The organism is Burkholderia sp. IMCC1007 (assembly GCF_027257875.1).
GTDB lineage: Bacteria > Pseudomonadota > Gammaproteobacteria > Burkholderiales > Burkholderiaceae > Burkholderia.
In genome coordinates, this window is the sequence record NZ_JAPVQY010000004.1 from 122,870 (window position 1) to 140,274 (window position 17,405).

Below are 17,405 nucleotides of genomic sequence, written 5' to 3' on the forward strand. Positions count from 1 at the left end.
GGGGCGCCGGGCCCGATGCACCGCGCGGCAATGGCGGCGGGCCCGGCGAAGCAGGACTATCCGCTGCCGGCCGCGCGCCAACAATCGATGAATTTTTGCGCGAGCATAAAGAAAATCTTATGCAGCGTGAACCGGCTTGCCGAACATCAGTCCGGCAAGCGATCGAGAAAGGCGAGCATCGCGGCGTTGAACAGCGCGGGCCGCTGCAGCGGCGCAAAATGGCTGACGCCCGGCAGGATCGTCAGCGTCGCGCCCGGAATCGTGCGCGCAAGATACGCCGCATGCTCGACACGGATGAATTCGTCGTGCTCGCCCTGCACGATCGCGACCGGCACGGCGATCGCCGCGAGATCGGCCGCGCTGTAATCCGGTTGCGTGCGCATCATTTCGCTGACTGCTGCGACGAATGCATCGAACCGCTCGGGCGTCGCGGACAGTCGCGCGTAGTCCTTCCGGTGCCGCGCGAAGCAGCGGTCGATCAGCGGGCTCGGCACCATCTCCTTCGTGCCGCCCGGGTCCATGTTGCACGCGAAGAAGAACACGCCGGCCGCACGGTCCGGCGCGCGGGCGGCCAGCACGAGTGCGATGCACGCACCGTCGCTCCAGCCGACGAAACGTGCGCGGCCGATGCGCAGCGCGTCGAGCACCGCGAGCACGTCCGACGCCATGCGGTCATAGGAATAGGGTTGGTCGTCGCGCGTGCTGCGGCCGTGGCCGCGGCTGTCGATCACGATCGCGCGATAGCCGGCCGCGAGCAGCGCCGGCACCTGGTTGCCCCAGTTGCCGCCGTGGCCGAGCCCGCCGTGCAGCAGCACGACCGGCGGGCCCTGGCCGAACGACGCATGCCAGATGCGCGCGCCATCATGGTCGAGCCATGCTTCGGTGTCGGCCGGCGGCAGCGGCGTGCCGCCTTGCGTGTCGAAACGGACGAGATCGTCGTCGGTGGATTCCGCATTCATCGTTCTGCCGTCCTGTGGGGAAGAGACGCGCTTCCGATTGTAATGCGCGTTGCGCGCGCATCCCGCGCCTGCACCTGTGGCGCGGCGGTGGCCCGCCGTCAGGCCTGCGTCGACACCAGGTTGCCGGACGTCGAGCCGCCCGTCTGCTCGATCGCCTGCGTGAGCTGCGCGATCGCCACGGACAGCGCGGCTGAGATCGAACTGGCTTCCGCGCTCAGCGACTGCTGCTCGATCGCGGCGGCCGGATCGTGCTTCGCATGCTGCCCGGCATTCGTCCCACAAAGTAAAGTCGTAACATCTGGTCCCAAAGAAAACCCCATCATTCTGTGAGGGGACCAGTTCGTGTGTCTGACTTTACGTTCCGCAAAGGCGAACTAAACTTCGATCTTGTTGATGTCGAGAAGTAAAGTCGTGACTTTGCAAGGAGACGGGGGTGGACGATTCCTGTCCGGACGATCCCGCACAGCGCTTTGCCTATCAGCCGGTGGCCATCCAGCGATCAAAATGGCTGCACCAATTCCATGCCTGGAGTCCGAAGCTATCCCGACGGCGGTCACATCGACGCAGGCCCCTACGCGGAACCCAACGAGCGTCCCTATATCGAACGATTTTTCGGCACTGTTGACAGTACGCTGTCGCATCACCTTCCCGGCACGACAGGAAAGGGCGCCCAAGATGTGCGACGGCCCTTGTCGGACCCAGACGGCAAGCTCATTACCCCGATACCTCCATCGTCCTCCCGGACAGCCTACGGTCGACCCAATGCCCGAGGTCACATCGGAACTTGCGGTGGGCCCAATCGCTTCGGGGGACCAGTCGACGCGTTGGGCAGCCCAATGGCCGCATGTCGACGCCACATGCATGAGGCTATACGCTGTCTACAAGAGACTCCGACGAAATCGGATCCGCCGCTTGGCACGTTCGATCGGGCCTGTCCGGTTAGAAATCGATTCGGACCGTCATTCGACTTATCACGGATTGCTGTTGTTCGACGGTAGCACATCACCGCTGTCGATCGCCTTACTCGGCTCGCGCCTTTCCTGGGAGCGACGATTCAGTATTCGAACTCTCGTGGGTTGTCCAAAACACTATCCGCCGTTCGGTTTGCTTGAATGACTGGCCTTCATGCCCGTTCATCTAGCACCCACCGGCCTCGGCGATCCCGAAGACTGGTTGCGGCGCCATTTTATTCACGCACTTGATCAAACCTGGAACGCCTGGCGCACGATCGCACTCGGTATGCGTGAAAACGTGTGCCATGTCGTCTCTTCATTGCTTCTGTCCCACACGCGTACTCTGGCTGGATGTTCGAGATCGCGACGTCGATTTCGGCCGCATCGTGGATGGGTGTCCGTGACCATGGTCGGTAGCAGAGCGACGCTGGACTGATAAGTTCATTCGGCCGGTGATCGGCGCGGTGCGCGGATTGCGTTTCTGGACGCGATGCACACGGTCGTCATCGGATGCCGTCCGTTAGGCAATTGGCACCACCAGCGCCGCACGCTCGGCATCCCGTTGGCACCGCTCGAGATCGCGCTGCTTCAGCCGAGCGAGCGCACCGGTAAGCACGTTGCTTTGCCACTGCCGAAACTGCATCTCGCGCGTTTATCACATTGCGTCGCACCAGATGCTCACGATTCCCTGCTGCCCAACCCATTATCGGCCATTGCAAACGGCATGCCGACGCCGCGGGTGCGAGGCTCCCTGCAGGATGAACGCGCGCCAAATCTCTGCAAAACAGCATCCACCACCTGCATTTGATAATGACAATCATTCTCATTTGTGGCACAGTGACCTCGGCGATGCAGTTCTTTCATGGTGCTGGCCTAGGTGTTTCGGGCGTGAACTCCGAAACTCCCTGTCCGCACCCTGGAGGCGTCGTCGAACCAAGTAGTGCAAGCGTGAGAGCGCTCTCATGGAAGACTTTCACCAAAGAAACTGATCGAACCGTTATTAAGGAACACAAACGAATGTCAAACAAATTTGATCATCTCGCCACGTCCTGCGGTACTTTCCAAGATCTCACGGAAAGTGAGATTGCGATGGTGTGTGGCGCGGCCGGGAAGGGGCCGATGGAGGTTATGGGGCCCGAATTTCGAGGCCCGGTGACATCGGTGCCTGATTTTCCGCGGCCACCTGCCAATGGTCCAATGCCTGCAAGCGGCGCCGGCGCAGTTGGCGCATGGGGCGGCTATATTTACAACAATAGTCATCCGATTGGCTCAACGATTCAGAATATTCGTGGCGGGGCTGGCGGAAAGCATTGACTCATTGATATTTTAAAGAGGATCGTCTGAGGCATGCCGACGCCTAACGTAAGCGTCAGGTGTCGGCATGTCAGAAGTAGCGTTATGGAACTAACATGAACACCCAATTGACGTCGCGATCGGATACGGAATTCATAGCCGCAGCCCATCTTGGAAGAAGTGGGTGGAAGTATGCTGCGGGAGCACTTCTTCTCTTGATTTCGGCCTGGCTGGTCGGCAATCTCGTATATTATTCGGTGGAATCGAGCATTTCGACGAGACTCGATCCCAATGCATCCGGATATGTTTTGAAATTAATATTTTTGTGCTCAACAACAACACTCCTATGGCTCGGAATGTTTCTCGTTGCAAAATTCGTTCTGCGTAGAAAAATAAGAACCTTTGTTTTATTCTCGAGAAAATTCAACTTGAAATTGTTGGGTCTCGGGGTGATCGCTTTTCTCGTTGCAAGAGCAATCGATCTGCTTGTTTTGTTGGTGGCTGGAGGGAGGATTGGAACGCCAGCTGTGCGGTGGCCGGACTTCGCAGTCACACCTGTGTTTGCAACATATTGTGTAACTTATGTCGTCGTGTTGATTTTTCAAAGTGCGATCGAAGAAATCACTACGCGTGGATTTGTCATGCAGTCGGTATTTGCCATTGCCAAAAACAAGTTCGCCTCGGCGACCATCACATCCATCCTGTTTGTTTCTCTTCATCCGGGAAATGGCGTTGTCTTCGCCTCGACAATGCTCGCCGCTTCGATGTGGATGGCCGCACTCTGCCTCGTTAGCGACGGCTTGGAAATGCCGATTGGTTTCCATTTTTCCAACAATGTAGGCGCATTTTTTGCGACAGATGTCTTTTATGGAGGCTATTTGAATATAACCGCCCCCGCTGGATCGGAGTGGTCGTTGTTCATTTTGTATGCGCTTGCTGCTTCCGTGACATTTGCAATGATTCCATTGCGCCGCAATCGCCAGCGGAATTCATAATTGAAACTGGTCGACACCCTCGGCATTGAATCAATGCCCCAGTACATTCCCCGTAACCACGCTTCTCCTCTCGGAACGCTTGCTTGAGAACCGCATCTGCAGATTCGCTCTTTCGCTCCGAGGCCACGGAAGCACAACGCACGTCGCGCTTGGGCGAAATCGTCTTGATCCGCCCCGTGTCGTTCATTTTTCTGACGGCTATCGCCCTCGGCATGGCAGCCATCGTGATTCTGTTCTTCGTATTTGGCAGCTATACGAGGCGCACTGCCGTCGAGGGCGTTTTGACACCCGACAGTGGCCTCGTGAAGCTCTACGCGAAACAGCCAGGCATCGTATTGAGGAGGAAAGTCGTCGAAGGCCAAAGCGTGAAGCGTGACCAGGTGCTCTACACTGTTTCGACCGACCTGCAGAGTGCGGTCGCAGGCGATACACAAGCCGCCCTCATCGGTCAGGCACATCAGCGCAAAGCGTCGCTACAGCAGGAATTGGGCAAGACCCGGCAGTTGCAGAACGACGAACGCGACACACTGCTGACCAAGATCGCTAGCCTGCGCACTCAGCTCGCCGGCGTCGATGACCAACTCGCCGTCCAGCGTATCCGTACCTCGCTCGCAGCCGACGCGTCAGCGCGCTACGCAAGTCTGCTCTCGAAGGACTACATCTCCAAGGACCAGGCCCAGCAACGTGAAGCCGAACTGCTTGACCAGCGCTCCAAACTCCACAGTCTCGAACGCGACCGTGCCAGTTTTGCTCAGTTGCTGAAAGAGGCTTCCAACGATCTTACAGGCCTGTCGCTCAAGCAGCAGAACCAGCTGTCGCAGATCGAGCGCAGCGTGATCGATGTCGACCAGAGCCTGATTGAGAGCGAGGCGAAGCGTGAACTGGTCATCACGGCCCCGGAAACCGGCACTGCCACCGCCGTAATTGCCGAGCCGGGACAGATGGTCGACACCTCGCATCCGCTCGCGAGCGTCGTGCCAACAGGCGCTCGGTGGCAAGCATACCTGTTCGTGCCCAGCACCGCGGTTGGCTTTATCCGCGTGGGTGATCCGGTGCTGATCCGCTATCAAGCCTATCCGTACCAAAAATTCGGCCAGTATGCAGCGAACGTCGTGTCGATTGCCCGCACCGCGCTGTCGTCCGCGGAACTCGCGACGAGTGGTGGCCCGACCCGCAGCGATGGCACCTTCTACCGGATCACCGTCGCACTGAAATCGCAGCACGTGCTCGCCTACGGCAAGCCGCAACCACTGCAGGCCGGCATGGTGCTGCAGGCGGACATCCTGCAGGAACGCCGCCGCCTATACGAATGGGTACTCGAACCTCTTTACAGCCTGACCGGCAAACTCTGACGCGATGCCTTACTCATGCCCTTTCTTGATCGCCTTTCATTTGGTATCGGCAGCAAGCTTCCGATAACCCTGCAGACGGAAGCTACCGAGTGCGGCCTCGCATGCCTTGCGATGGTCGCGGGCTATCATGGCCACCATATCGATCTCGCGACACTGCGCAGACAGTTTCCCGTGTCCCTGAAGGGAACAGGCCTCGATCGCGTCATCGAAGTTGCGCAGCGCCTGAATCTTGGTACCCGAGCGCTCAAGCTTGATCTCGGCCATTTTGGCCAGTTGCGCGCGCCGTGCATTCTGCACTGGAACTTCAATCACTTTGTCGTGTTGCGCGAAGTAAACGGCAAGACCGTGACGATCCACGATCCGGCTCAGGGTGTCCGTAAGCTATCGCTTGATGAGTTGTCCCGCGCGTTCACCGGCGTCGCGCTGGAACTGTGGCCCGCGAGCAGCTTCAAGCCACGTGAGGCGACGCCCTCCGTCAAGCTTCGCGCGTTGCTCGGGCCAGTGACCGGGTTGTCTCATTCAATCGGACAGATCCTGCTGTTGGCGCTTGCGCTGGAAGTATTTGCGCTGGCCTCGCCATTCTTCCTTCAATGGGTAATCGATGAGGCGATCGTCAGCGCGGACCGAGATCTTCTGACGGTGCTCGCACTCGGCTTCGGGCTGTTGTTGCTAATGGAACAGGCGACCAGCGCTATTCGCGCGTGGGCGATGATGTACTTCGGAACGACGCTCAACGTACAGTGGCGCGCAAACGTATTCACGCATCTGCTGAGTCTGCCGGTGCAGTATTTCGAACGCCGTCACCAGGGTGACGTCGTGTCGCGCTTCGGTGCGGTCGACACGATCCAGCATACGCTCACAGCATCGTTCCTGAGCGCGGTGATCGATGGGCTAATGACCATCGTTACGCTCGCGATGATGTTCATCTACAACTGGAAGCTGGGGCTGATCGCGCTTGGCACGATGCTGCTCTACGCGCTGCTGCGCGCGCTCTGGTATCTGCCGCTTCGGCAGGCCACTGAAGAGCAGATCATCCACACCGCCAAGCAGCAGAGTCACTTCCTCGAAACTGTGCGCGGCGTAAAGACGATCAAGCTGTTCAACCGGCAGAACGAACGCCGTTCAGGCTGGCTCACGCTGCTGGTCGAGCAAATCAATGCAGGCCTGCACGCGCAGAAACTGCAACTGTTCTACCAGCAACTGAACGGACTATTGTTTGGCCTCGAGGGCCTGGTGATCATCTGGCTCGGCGCACGTTTTGTGATGGATGGCCAGTTCACTGTCGGTGTGCTGATGGCGTTCAATGCGTACAAGGGGCAGTTCGACAGTCGGGTCGGCAGTCTGATCGACAAGTTCTTCGAGGTCAAGATGCTGCAGTTGCAAGGTGAGCGCCTGGCCGACATCGTGTTCGCGCAAGCCGAACCCGACGCCAGCCTGCGCCAGGTACCCGGCGAAAGTGACAATCTGGTCGCCAGCATCGAATGCGAGCAGCTCGTGTTCCGCTACGTCGCCGGCGAACCGCTCGTGCTCGCCGGCGTGTCGCTCAAGATCGAACCGGGAGAATCGGTGGCGATTGTTGGTCCGTCCGGGTGTGGCAAGACCACGTTGATCAACGTACTGCTCGGCGTGCTGATGCCAACGGGCGGCACGATCCGCGTCGGTGGCGTCGACGTTGAAAAACTCGGGCTCGACCGGCTGCGTGCGCTCGTCGGCACCGTACTGCAAGACGACGTGCTGTTTGCCGGCTCAATCGCCGACAACATCAGTTTCTTTGATCCGCAAGTAGATCTCCGCTGGGTGGCCGAATGCGCAGAGCTCGCAGCCGTGCACGCGGATATTATCGAGATGCCGATGGGCTACAACACGTTAGTCGGCGACATGGGGACGGTACTGTCGGGCGGGCAGAAGCAGCGTGTGCTGCTAGCACGGGCGCTCTACAAGCGCCCGAAGATCCTGGTGCTCGACGAAGCGACCAGCCATCTCGACCTGCAGCGCGAACAGCAGGTGAATGCCGCCGTCAGTGCGCTAAAAATGACACGCTTGATTGTCGCGCACCGGCCGGAGACCATTGCTTCAGCTTCACGTGTGATCGTGCTCAAGGGTGGCAAGATCGTTCTCGATCAGGCGACATCGGGATGCCTGCCAAACGATATTGCGCCGGAGGTCGCTCCGCCGGCCGGCACGCTCGCCTCCGAGCGCGCGACCGAACAGTAATGCCAACGGTCCGCATCTCTTTCTCCACCGCTTGCGCGGCCATGTTGCTCACTGCGCAGCCTGCGGACGGGCAGTTGCTCGATATCTATCGTACGCAAAATCTTATCTCGGAAATCCCGGCTGCGCCTATGTTGAAAAACGCATCATGTGTGGCGGAAGTGGTCGATCGTCCAATCGAACTGGAGGATGCGATCTTGCAAGCGATCTGCGCAAATCCACAGACCCGGCAGGCATGGGCGAACGCGCGTGCGCAGGCCGCGGCGGTCGGGGTCAGCGAGGCCGCTTATCTGCCCACGTTGAATGCAACGGGTGGGTACGGGCGTGACACGCTGCGGACGACCTATGACGGCAGCGCATACGGTATAAGCGATATCACAAATTCACAAAACTCGTCCAGCAAATACGGCATGTTGAATCTGAGCTGGGTGCTGTTCGATTTCGGCAAGCGCAGCGCCGCCCTACGTCAGGCGCGCCAGCTTCTTGCCGCCGCGAATGCCTCGCAGGACGGTACCCTGCAAACTGTGTTTTTCAATGCTGCGCAGTCCTATTACGCTGTGCTTGATGCGCGGGCATCCGTTGAAGCAGCGCGGCAGTCGGAAACCATTGCGAAGGAAAGTCTTGCAGAGGCCAGCGCGAAGCATGATGCCGGAGCCGGAACACTGAGCGACCAGTTGCAGGCGCAGACGAGCTACCGCCGCGCGGTGCTTGATCGGGTGAGCGCGGAAGGCGGAATGCACATGGCGGTTGGCACGCTTGCTACTGCGATGGGGCTCGACGCGAACACGCCCGTGCGTATCGCCGCGTCCGAGTCCACCGCGGATAGGACCGAGTTTGCGCAAGGGGTCGATCAGCTTATCGATGAGGCCAAGGCGCGGCAACCCAAGTTGATTGAGGCCCGGGCGAAACTCGCGGCCGCGCGGGCGAATGTCGACGCTGTACGCGCCCAGAAGCGTCCCACTATCTCGCTGATCGGTAGCTTGACGCAAAATAATCCGTCATACCAGCAACAACCTGTCTCACTTGGCTCACCGCCGCTGAGTTCCAGCCGTGGCAGCACGATTGGCATTCAGGTAACGATTCCACTGTTTGAAGGCTTCGCATCTGGCTACCGTGTCGCACAGGCTCGGGCACAAGTCGACGCAACGGAAGCAGAGGTGCAGAACACCGAACTGCAGGTATCGCTCAACGTATGGAAGAGTTACCAAAGCCTGAAAACCGACACGGAAAACCTTAGTAACTCGAAGGATCTGCTCAAGGATGCTCAGCGCTCGTTCGATATCGCACGTGGCCGCTACACGGCGGGCGTCGGCACCTTCACCGAACTGCTTAACGCTCTGACTGCGCAGACCGATGCGCAGAAGCAGCGAGTGCTAGCTGTCTCAAAATGGCGCACCGCACGCCTCAAGCTTGCGGAGAGTCTCGGCAAGCTTGGTATGTGGCGTAGTCCGTAATAGGTGGCATAGGAGTCGTGGAAAAGGGACCAGCGAGTCAAGAGGGCAAGATAAAACCTTATCACCGGCACGATTGCCTGTTCAAACTTGGGGGAAGCAGCACATCGCGTGGCCGCGACTGCCGACGCTGCAACGGGCACGATTGGTCGATGCGCAACCGCGGGGTCCGCCGCCGGCGATGCCGGCGCGCCCGGCGTCTTGCCCGCGGCGCCCGACGACGCGGCGCCGCTCGTCGGCAAGGACGCCGAGGTCGAAGCCGTCGAGGTGGAAGCCGAGGTAGAAGTCGAAGTCGAAGTCGAAGCCGCTACCGCCGTCGCGCCGGACAGGCTCGCGGATGCAGCGCCCGTGGTCAGCGGGGTCTGCGCGGCTGAAGAGAGATTGATCTGCATCGTGTCGGTCCGTCGCGAGTCCGCGACGCGTATCGGTTAATCGGGCGTGCCTTCCAATCCGTTTACGGCATTCATCCGACGAAACTTTAGCGACACCGAAATTCGGGAAGGGGCCAGATTGACGCACCGCTCGCGCTGGTAAAATCGCGGGCTGGTCTGCCGGCGCAACACGCCGGCTGCTCTCCGCAGCGCCGCGCGGCACGCCCGTATCGGCGCGCGCCCGGTCCAGCACACACGCCTAGTCGTCCAGCGCCGGCACGTCGCGTGCGTTGCGCTCGCGTCGACGCGACGAAGCGCGGGCCGCGCCGCGCACACCCTTCATCACGCATCTCGAGGTACTCACGATGGCCCGCATCGGCGCCTTCTGCCTGACGACGTGGCTCGCCGCCGCGATTCTCTATTTCGGCCAGCACTCGGTCGCGATGATCGCGCTCAGCGGCGTGGTCGTGTTCGGCGGGTTCGACTTGCTGCGTCCGTAACGGCAACGGCGGCACGCCGGTCGATCGACTCGCGTCGGCTACTCACGACCGCACACGCCCCAATCGTCACCACGGGCCGGCACACGCACGAACCGGAACGAAGCGCCTGCCGTTCCGGCGCATGCGCGCACCGTCCCACCGGTCGACGGCGTCTAGCGGGGTACACGGGCCGCACACGCCGCTCGTAGCGGAACAGCCCGTCGCGCAGCCCGCTCACGCCGCGACTGTCGCACTCGACGAGCGCAGCCGCATCGTCGAACGCCCCGCAATCACTGAGGTAAATCGATGAAGCGGCGCATCGCTCAGGCGTACCCCGTCGTGCCCTTCGTCTCCAGATATTCGACGAGCCCGAACTCCGCATACTCGCGCCCGTTGCCCGAACGCTTGTAGCCGCCAAACGGCGCGGCCGGATTCCACGCGGGATAGTTGATGTGCACGTTGCCGACCCGCAACCGCGCCGCGACCCGGCGCGCACGTTCGGGATCCTTCGTCTGTACGTAGGCCGCCAGCCCGTAGACCGAGTCGTTCGCGAGCGCGATCGCCTCGTCCTCGGTGCGGTAGGTCAGGATCGACAGCACCGGCCCGAAGATCTCCTCGCGCGCGATCGTCATGCCCGGCGTGACGTTCGAGAACACCGTCGGCTTCACGTAGAAGCCATCGCCGAGCCCGTCGGGCCGACCCAGCCCGCCCGCGACGAGCGTCGCGCCTTCGTCGATGCCGCACTGGATCAGCTGCTGGATACGGTCGAACTGCGTGCGGCTGACGACCGGTCCGATAACGGTTTCCGGCGAACGCGGATCGCCGACCACGGTGCGCGCCGCCTCGTTGCGTGCCGCCGCCTCGGCCGCGGCCAGCTGGTCGACATGCACGAACATCCGCGTCGGCGCGTTGCACGACTGCCCGCTGTTGCTGAAGCAACTGCGCGCACCGCGCGCGACCGCATCGTCGAGGTCGGCATCGGGCAGGATCAGGTTCGGGCTCTTGCTGCCGAGCTCCTGATGCACGCGCTTCACGGTATCGGCGGCGGCCTTCGCGACCTCGATCCCGGCGCGCGTCGACCCGGTAAACGACACCATGTCGACGTCCGGATGCCGCGACAGCGCATCGCCGACTTCATGCCCGTAACCGTGCACGAGGTTGAACACGCCCGGCGGCACGCCGGCCTCGTGCAGGATCTCCGCGAACAGGATCGCGCTGAACGGTGCGATCTCGCTCGGCTTGAGCACCATCGTGCAGCCTGCCGCGAGCGCCGGCGCGACCTTGCACACGATCTGGTTGATCGGCCAGTTCCACGGCGTGATCAGCGCGCACACGCCGATCGGCTCGTGCGACACCAGCAGCGAGTCGGTCTGCGTGCTGAACCGGAACGATTGCAGCGCGCGGATCGTCTGTTCGAGATGCGCGGTGCCGACTGCGGCCTGCATCGCGCGTGCGAACGCGATCGGCGCGCCCATTTCCTGGCTGATCGTGCGCGCGACTTCGTCGTAACGCCGCAGGTAAATTTCCAGCACGCGCTGCAGCAGCGCGACGCGCGCGTCGACCGTCCAGCGCGAATACGCGTCGAACGCCTGCTTCGCCGCGCCGACCGCATGATCGACGTCGGCCGGCCCGCCGATCGCGAGCCGTGCATACGGCTTCGCGGTGGCCGGGTCGATCACGTCGATCGCGCGCGCATCGGCCGGGTCGAGCCACTGCCCGGCGATATAGCTCTGGTGTGAGGTTCGCATCGAATGCTCCTGATATGACGGATGCCGGTGCCGCGCTCAGCGCGTCGCACGGGCGTAGGTATCGGCGAGGATGTCGCGAATCTTCGCGACGAACCACACGATCTCGTCGCGCGACATCACGAGCGGCGGCGAGAACTGCACGATCGGCGTGCCTTCGTGGTCGACGCCCGCACGACACAGCAGCCCCGCGTCGAAGATCGCGGGCGCGAGCAGCGTCGACACGAACGTCTGCGCGCTGATGCCGGCCGCCCAGCGGCGCGCGGCCTTGTCGGTCACGAGTTCGAGCGAGTAGTGGTAGCCGTCGCCGCGCACGTCGCCGACGCACGGCAATTCCAGCAGGCCGTCGAGCGTCTGGCGGAACACCGCTTCGTTGGCGCGGACATGCGCGAGCACGCCTTCACGCTCCATGATCGCGAGGTTCGCGAGCGCGGCCGTGCAGGCGACCGGATGGCCGCCGTAAGTCGCGCCGTGCAGGAACATCTGCTGCGGGCCGGCGAGCACGGTATCGACCACCGTGTCGCTCGCGATCACGCCGCCGAGCGGCACGTAGCCGGACGCGATCCCCTTCGCGAACGTGATGAGATCCGGCTTCAGCCCGTAACGCGTCGACCCGAAATATTCGCCGAGCCGGCCGAACCCGCAGATCACTTCGTCGGCGACGAGCAGCACGCCGTGCCGGTCGCACAGCGCGCGCAACCCTTCCGCATAACCGGCCGGCGGCGTCAGGCTCCCGCCCGCGTTCTGCAGCGGCTCGACGACGATCGCGGCGACGGTGTCCGGCCCTTCCTGGACGATCAGCGCTTCGATCTCGTCGAGCAGATGACGCGTGAACTGGGCTTCCGTCTCGCCTTCCGGCCGCCCGTAGCGCTTCGTGTTGCTCACGTGCCGCACGCCTGCCATCAGCGGCTCGAAATGCTTGCGGAAGTTGGTCATCCCGTTCAGCGCGAGCGCGCCGAACGACGTGCCGTGATACGCGACGCGCCGCGCGATGAACTTGCGCCGCTGCGGTTCGCCGCGCGCCTGGTGATACTGGCGCACCAGCTTGATCGCCGACTCGTTCGACTCGGAACCGCTCGACGTGAAGAACACGCGGTTCAGGCCGTCCGGCGCGAGCGCCGCGAGCTTGTGCGCGAGCCGGATCGCCGGCTCGTGCCCGTAGCCCCAATTGGTCGCGAACGGCAGCCGCCCCATCTGCTCGCGGATCGCGTCGCCGATCTCCGCGCCGTGGCTGTAACCGACCTGCACGCAGTACAGCCCCGCCAGTCCGTCGAAATAGCGCTTGCCGTTGCGGTCCACGAGCCAGCAGCCTTCGCCGCGGTCGAACACCGTCAGCGCCTGCTCGCGATACGCATCGGCGTGCGTGAAGTGCATCAGCAGATGGCGCTTGCCGAGCGCCTGCAGGTCCGCGTCGAGATTGACGTCAATGCCGTTCATGGGTCACTCCTCCTTCAGGGTTTCGATACCGGCGCGCGGCAGCGGCCCGCCGGTCATTCAGTTCATCGACAGCGTCGGCGCCGGGCGCGTGAAGCCGCGCGTGAGCCACAGCAACTGGCCGAGCCCGAGCACGAGCCAGCCGATGCCGACGTAGAAGGTCTGGCGCGACAGGCCCGACCACAGCCAGACGTTCATCGCGAAGCCGAGCGCCGGCACCACGCCGAACTTGATCCAGCCCGCGCCGCAGCGGTGTTCCGGGCGGCCGAGGTAGCTACGCATCACGCACAGGTTGACGACCGCGAACGCGACGAGCGCGCCGAAGCTGATCATCGTCGACGCGAGATCGAGCGTGATGAACAGCGCGGACAGCGATACGGCGCCGACCGCGAGCGTCGCGCGCACCGGCGTGCGCAGCCGCGCATGCAGATGGCCGAACACGCACTCGGGCAGTACCCGGTCGCGGCCCATCGCGAACAGCACGCGCGTCACGCTCGCCTGGCCGGCCATCGCGCTCGCGAAGCAACCGGCCACATAGACGGCGACGAACAGCGCCGACAGCGTGCCGCCGCCGATGCGCCGCATCAGTTCGAGGCTGGCCGAATCGAGATCCTTGAACGCGTGCCAGTCGGGAAACACGACTTGCCCCGCATACGCGATCAGCATGAACAGCACGCCGCTCGCGAACGTGCAGAGCAGGATCGCGCGCGGCACCGTGCGGCGCGGTTCGTGCGTTTCCTCCGACAACGTCGATACCGCGTCGAAGCCGAGGAACGACAGGCACAGGATCGCGGCGCCCGCGAAGATCGCCCGCGCGTCGCCCGACGACGGCAGCGCGAGCGTCGGGCTCAGCCCCTCGCCGGCCGCGACATGCGCGGCCGCCGCGACGAACACCGCGATGAACACCAGCTGGCTCGCGATCAGGATCAGGTTCACGCGATTGACGAGCCGGATGCCGACGATGTTCAGCCCGGTGATCAGCGCGATGCTCGCGACGATCCACACGCTCGCCGGCACCGCAGGAAACAGTTGCTTCATGTAGATCCCGATCGCGAGGTAGCTGATCATCGGGATGAACAGGTAGTCCATCAGCAGCGCCCAGCCGACCATGAAGCCCGCCGACGTGCCGAAGTTACGGCTCGCGAACGTATAGGCGGAACCCGCGCTCGGCATCAGCCGCACCATGTGGCCATAGCTGCGCGCGGTCAGCAGCATCGCGACCAGCGTGACCGCATATGCGATCGTCAGATGGCCGTTGGTCTCGCGCGTGACGATCCCGTAGGTCGTAAACACCGTCATCGGCAGCATGTATGCGAGGCCGAAGATCACCAGCGCGCACAGCCCGAGCGCATGCGCGCCGCGTGGCCCCGCACCATCGCGCGGATTCGCGTGCGCGCTTACATCCACTCGTACATCGTTGGTCGCGGCGCTGCGCGCGCGCGGCTCCTGGCTGGCGTCTCTCATGCGGTCCTCGCGTGGATGTCGTCCATGACTTCAACACTCGTCTCGTCGGCCATGCAGGCTGCGCGTGGCGCGATTCGGAAACGAGTGTCGTGCGCCAAAAAATCGTCGACGAATGAGAAAAGCGGACGTAATCGGGGGATATTTTCGGCCGCACGGCAGTCGTCCTTCGCCGGCCGTGAAGGTGCGCTGACCGCTGGCGTTTCGCCGACATTCCGGCTATGTTCTACGCGAACCCGTCGCCCCCGCCCCCGCCCCATGGACAGCCAGTCCCATCGACATCAAAGCCGCGCCGAACGCAGCCTGCGCTCGGCGCTCGGTCTCGCGCGTCCGGCCGGACGCCAGCGGGACATTCCCGCGACCGTGCACGCGATCGCGGTCGCGCTCGACGAGTGCCGCGTCCGGCACATCGACGGCGCCGCGCTACTCGAAGGCACCGGCCTTGGCGCGGCCGAAGTCGCGTCGCCGAACCTGCACGTGAATCGCGAACAGGAACAACGTTGCTTCCGCAACCTGCTGCGCTTGAGCGGCGTGCCGTCGATCGGGCTCGCGATCGGCGCGCGGCTCCATGTATCGACGCTCGGCCTCGCCGGCTACGCGATGCTGATCAGCGGCTCCGTGATGCAGGCGTTCCGCTGCATGAGCCAGTTTCCGTTGTTCATGGGACTGTATTTCGACGTGCGCTTGCACACGCACGCCGACGGGATGAGCGTGACGATCGACCGCTACAACGGCGAGCCCGACCTCGAGGTGTTCCAGACCGACATGTGCCTGTCGAGCCTGCGCCTGATCGTGTCCGACCTGGTCGGCAAGCCGGCGTGGCCCGCGCAGGTGCATCTTGCGCGGCGCACGCCGCGCAACGGCGCGGACTACGCGCGTCACTTCGGCTGCCCGGTCACGTTCAATGCGAGCGAAAACCGGCTCGTGTTCACGAGCGTGAACGGCACGGAGGCCCCGCGGCTCGCGAACGAAGTGAGCTTCAACGCGCTGCACGGGCAATGCGAAGCGCTGGAGCGTCAATGGGCCGCGTCGGTCGGCACGCGCTTCGCCGATCGCGCGAAGGAGTTGATGGCGCGCGACCTCGCGCGCTTCAAGTCGATGACGTCGCTCGCGAACGCGCTGCACCTGACCGAGCGCACGCTGCGCAGGCGGCTCGACAAGGACGGCATCACGTTCCAGTCGCTGCTCGACGACGTGCGCCATCAGGAGGCGGTCCGGCTCCTCGACGAGCCGACGCTGAGCGTGGCCGCGATCGCGGAACGGCTCGGCTACAGCGAACCGCGCAGCTTCCGCCATGCGTACCGGCGCTGGACCGGCAAGACGCCGCGCGCCGGCGCGGACGACGACGACGCATGAGTGGTGCGCGAAGCAGGGATAAGCGCCGGGCCGCGTGTCCGGTCGTCATCGACGATGCCGGACGGCAAGTATGAAGCGCTCGTCGCGTCGCCGCTCAAGGCCGGCCGCATTAGCCGGACATCGCGCTGTTCTACGCGACGCCGGGCACGATGATGTACTTCATCAACGGCCTGAAATGGTCGAGCTGCAAGGGCCTCGACTGGAACGTCGTCGGCCAGGCGGCGTGTGCTGATTTATGGGGCAGCGCGCTCGCGACCGGCGAGCCTGTCGATCGCGTGCAATGCGGATCGCCGCGACCGCGGCGTGCTGGGATGTGTGCGCGGGCATGGAAGTGAGCTACCCGAAGAAGACCTGAGCGACGCTCGCGCGGCATCAGCCGCCGAGCGTCTCGTTCAGGAAATTGACGCAAGCACGCACCTTCGCGGATTGCGCGAGCCGCGCCGGATACACGGCCCACACGTTCGCCGGCTGCGTGACGCCCGGCAGCACGCGCTGCAGGCGTCCCGCGTCGATCAGCGGCTGCACGTCCCAGATCGAACGCAGCACGATCCCGCGTCCGGCCAGCGCCCACTGCACGGCCACTTCGCCGTGATTGCTGGACAACGGCCCGCTCACCTGCACCGACACCGTCTCGCCGCGCGCATCGAGCCGCCACACGCCGAACGGATGGTCGCGCTCCTTGATCACGAGGCATGCATGCGACGCGAGATCGCCGACCTGCTTCGGCGCGCCGTGTCGCGCGAGATAGTCCGGCGACGCGCACAGCACGCGATGATTGGTCGCGAGCTGCTTCGCGATCAGGTGACCGGCGATCTCGTCGCCGATCCGCACGTCGACGTCGAAGCCCTCGGCCGCGACGTCCACGAGCCGATCGAACAGTTCGAGCCGCACGTTCAGCTGCGGATAGCGATCCGACAGCCCGGCGAGCGCCGGCGCGACGACATTGCGGCCGAAGCCGAAGCTGCTCGACACGCGCAGCGTGCCGCGCGGCACGCGGCGCGTGGTCGACACGTCCTCGACCAGATGCTCGACGTCGTCGAGGATCTTCTCGGCCCACGCCACCACGCGTTCGCCGGCATCCGTCACCGCCACGCGGCGCGTCGACCGGTGCAGCAAGCGGATCCCGAGGCTCGTCTCGAGCATCGCGACGCGCTTGCTCACGTACGACGACGACATCGCCAGCGCATCGGCCGCCGCGCTGAAGCTGGCCTTGCGCGCGACGGTGCAGAACACGCGCAGGTCGCCGAGCTCGGGCATCGTGCTCGCGTCGGTCATCGCGCGGCCCCCATTCGCACGAGCCGCGCATGCCGGCACGCCGGAGAGCGCGCATCGTTGATCGTGTGCT

The 17,405-nt window shown here is 63.4% G+C and carries 15 protein-coding genes and 1 pseudogene; 9 read left to right on the top strand and 7 right to left on the bottom strand.

Annotation, left to right across the window (positions count from 1 at the left end; translation table 11 throughout):
* Positions 1 to 146 precede the first annotated feature (146 nt).
* Positions 147 to 959: an alpha/beta fold hydrolase gene (locus O1Q03_RS06090; RefSeq protein ID WP_269502203.1), complete on the bottom strand. Its 813-nt coding sequence runs from the start codon at positions 957 to 959 to the stop codon at positions 147 to 149.
* 98 nt (positions 960 to 1,057) lie between these two features.
* Positions 1,058 to 1,267 carry a hypothetical protein gene (locus tag O1Q03_RS06095; protein ID WP_269502371.1) on the bottom strand — a complete coding sequence of 70 codons (210 nt, stop codon included), beginning with the start codon at positions 1,265 to 1,267 and terminating at the stop codon, positions 1,058 to 1,060.
* 1,135 nt (positions 1,268 to 2,402) lie between these two features.
* On the opposite strand from O1Q03_RS06095, the gene O1Q03_RS06105 reads away from it, so the two are divergent.
* The 8 genes from O1Q03_RS06105 to O1Q03_RS06140 all read left to right on the top strand — a co-directional run bounded on the left by O1Q03_RS06105 (position 2,403) and on the right by O1Q03_RS06140 (position 10,085).
* The gene (locus tag O1Q03_RS06105) at positions 2,403 to 2,720 is read left to right on the top strand and encodes a hypothetical protein (RefSeq protein WP_269502204.1); all 318 of its coding nucleotides are present in this window, start codon (positions 2,403 to 2,405) and stop codon (positions 2,718 to 2,720) included.
* A 2-nt stretch (positions 2,721 to 2,722) separates the two neighbouring features.
* Positions 2,723 to 3,226 (top strand): hypothetical protein, encoded by a 504-nt coding sequence (locus O1Q03_RS06110; protein WP_269502205.1) that lies wholly within the window; start codon positions 2,723 to 2,725, stop codon positions 3,224 to 3,226.
* 95 nt (positions 3,227 to 3,321) lie between these two features.
* Positions 3,322 to 4,200, top strand: a complete 879-nt coding sequence (locus O1Q03_RS06115; RefSeq protein ID WP_269502206.1) for a CPBP family intramembrane glutamic endopeptidase — start codon at positions 3,322 to 3,324, stop codon at positions 4,198 to 4,200.
* 83 nt (positions 4,201 to 4,283) lie between these two features.
* Complete coding sequence (locus O1Q03_RS06120; RefSeq protein ID WP_269502207.1) at positions 4,284 to 5,552, top strand: HlyD family secretion protein; 1,269 nt, start codon at positions 4,284 to 4,286, stop codon at positions 5,550 to 5,552.
* A 15-nt stretch (positions 5,553 to 5,567) separates the two neighbouring features.
* Positions 5,568 to 7,766 carry a peptidase domain-containing ABC transporter gene (locus tag O1Q03_RS06125; RefSeq protein WP_332112514.1) on the top strand — a complete coding sequence of 733 codons (2,199 nt, stop codon included), beginning with the start codon at positions 5,568 to 5,570 and terminating at the stop codon, positions 7,764 to 7,766.
* Positions 7,766 to 9,217: a TolC family protein gene (locus O1Q03_RS06130; protein ID WP_442865754.1), complete on the top strand. Its 1,452-nt coding sequence runs from the start codon at positions 7,766 to 7,768 to the stop codon at positions 9,215 to 9,217. The genes O1Q03_RS06125 and O1Q03_RS06130 overlap by 1 nt, the downstream gene beginning before the upstream one ends.
* A gap of 108 nt (positions 9,218 to 9,325) precedes the next feature.
* Positions 9,326 to 9,646: a hypothetical protein gene (locus O1Q03_RS06135; protein WP_269502208.1), complete on the top strand. Its 321-nt coding sequence runs from the start codon at positions 9,326 to 9,328 to the stop codon at positions 9,644 to 9,646.
* Positions 9,647 to 9,950: 304 nt separating this feature from the next.
* On the top strand, positions 9,951 to 10,085 hold the full coding sequence (locus tag O1Q03_RS06140) for a hypothetical protein (protein WP_006750603.1): 135 nt from the start codon (positions 9,951 to 9,953) through the stop codon (positions 10,083 to 10,085).
* 66 nt (positions 10,086 to 10,151) lie between these two features.
* On the opposite strand, the pseudogene O1Q03_RS06145 reads toward O1Q03_RS06140, so the two are convergent.
* The 4 genes and pseudogenes from O1Q03_RS06145 to O1Q03_RS06160 form a co-directional block, all read right to left on the bottom strand.
* Positions 10,152 to 10,335 (bottom strand): annotated as a pseudogene (locus tag O1Q03_RS06145) (hypothetical protein); the annotation flags it as partial.
* A gap of 52 nt (positions 10,336 to 10,387) precedes the next feature.
* Positions 10,388 to 11,812 carry an aldehyde dehydrogenase family protein gene (locus tag O1Q03_RS06150; protein WP_269502210.1) on the bottom strand — a complete coding sequence of 475 codons (1,425 nt, stop codon included), beginning with the start codon at positions 11,810 to 11,812 and terminating at the stop codon, positions 10,388 to 10,390.
* Positions 11,813 to 11,848: 36 nt separating this feature from the next.
* On the bottom strand, positions 11,849 to 13,246 hold the full coding sequence (locus O1Q03_RS06155) for an aspartate aminotransferase family protein (RefSeq protein ID WP_269502211.1): 1,398 nt from the start codon (positions 13,244 to 13,246) through the stop codon (positions 11,849 to 11,851).
* Between the two features lie 57 nt (positions 13,247 to 13,303).
* Positions 13,304 to 14,707 carry an APC family permease gene (locus O1Q03_RS06160; RefSeq protein WP_269502213.1) on the bottom strand — a complete coding sequence of 468 codons (1,404 nt, stop codon included), beginning with the start codon at positions 14,705 to 14,707 and terminating at the stop codon, positions 13,304 to 13,306.
* A 255-nt stretch (positions 14,708 to 14,962) separates the two neighbouring features.
* On the opposite strand from O1Q03_RS06160, the gene O1Q03_RS06165 reads away from it, so the two are divergent.
* Entirely contained in the window at positions 14,963 to 16,060 is a 1,098-nt protein-coding gene (locus O1Q03_RS06165) for an AraC family transcriptional regulator (protein WP_269502214.1), read from the top strand.
* A gap of 372 nt (positions 16,061 to 16,432) precedes the next feature.
* On the opposite strand, the gene O1Q03_RS06170 is transcribed toward O1Q03_RS06165, so the two are convergent.
* Positions 16,433 to 17,335 carry a LysR substrate-binding domain-containing protein gene (locus O1Q03_RS06170; RefSeq protein WP_269502215.1) on the bottom strand — a complete coding sequence of 301 codons (903 nt, stop codon included), beginning with the start codon at positions 17,333 to 17,335 and terminating at the stop codon, positions 16,433 to 16,435.
* Positions 17,336 to 17,405 lie beyond the last annotated feature (70 nt).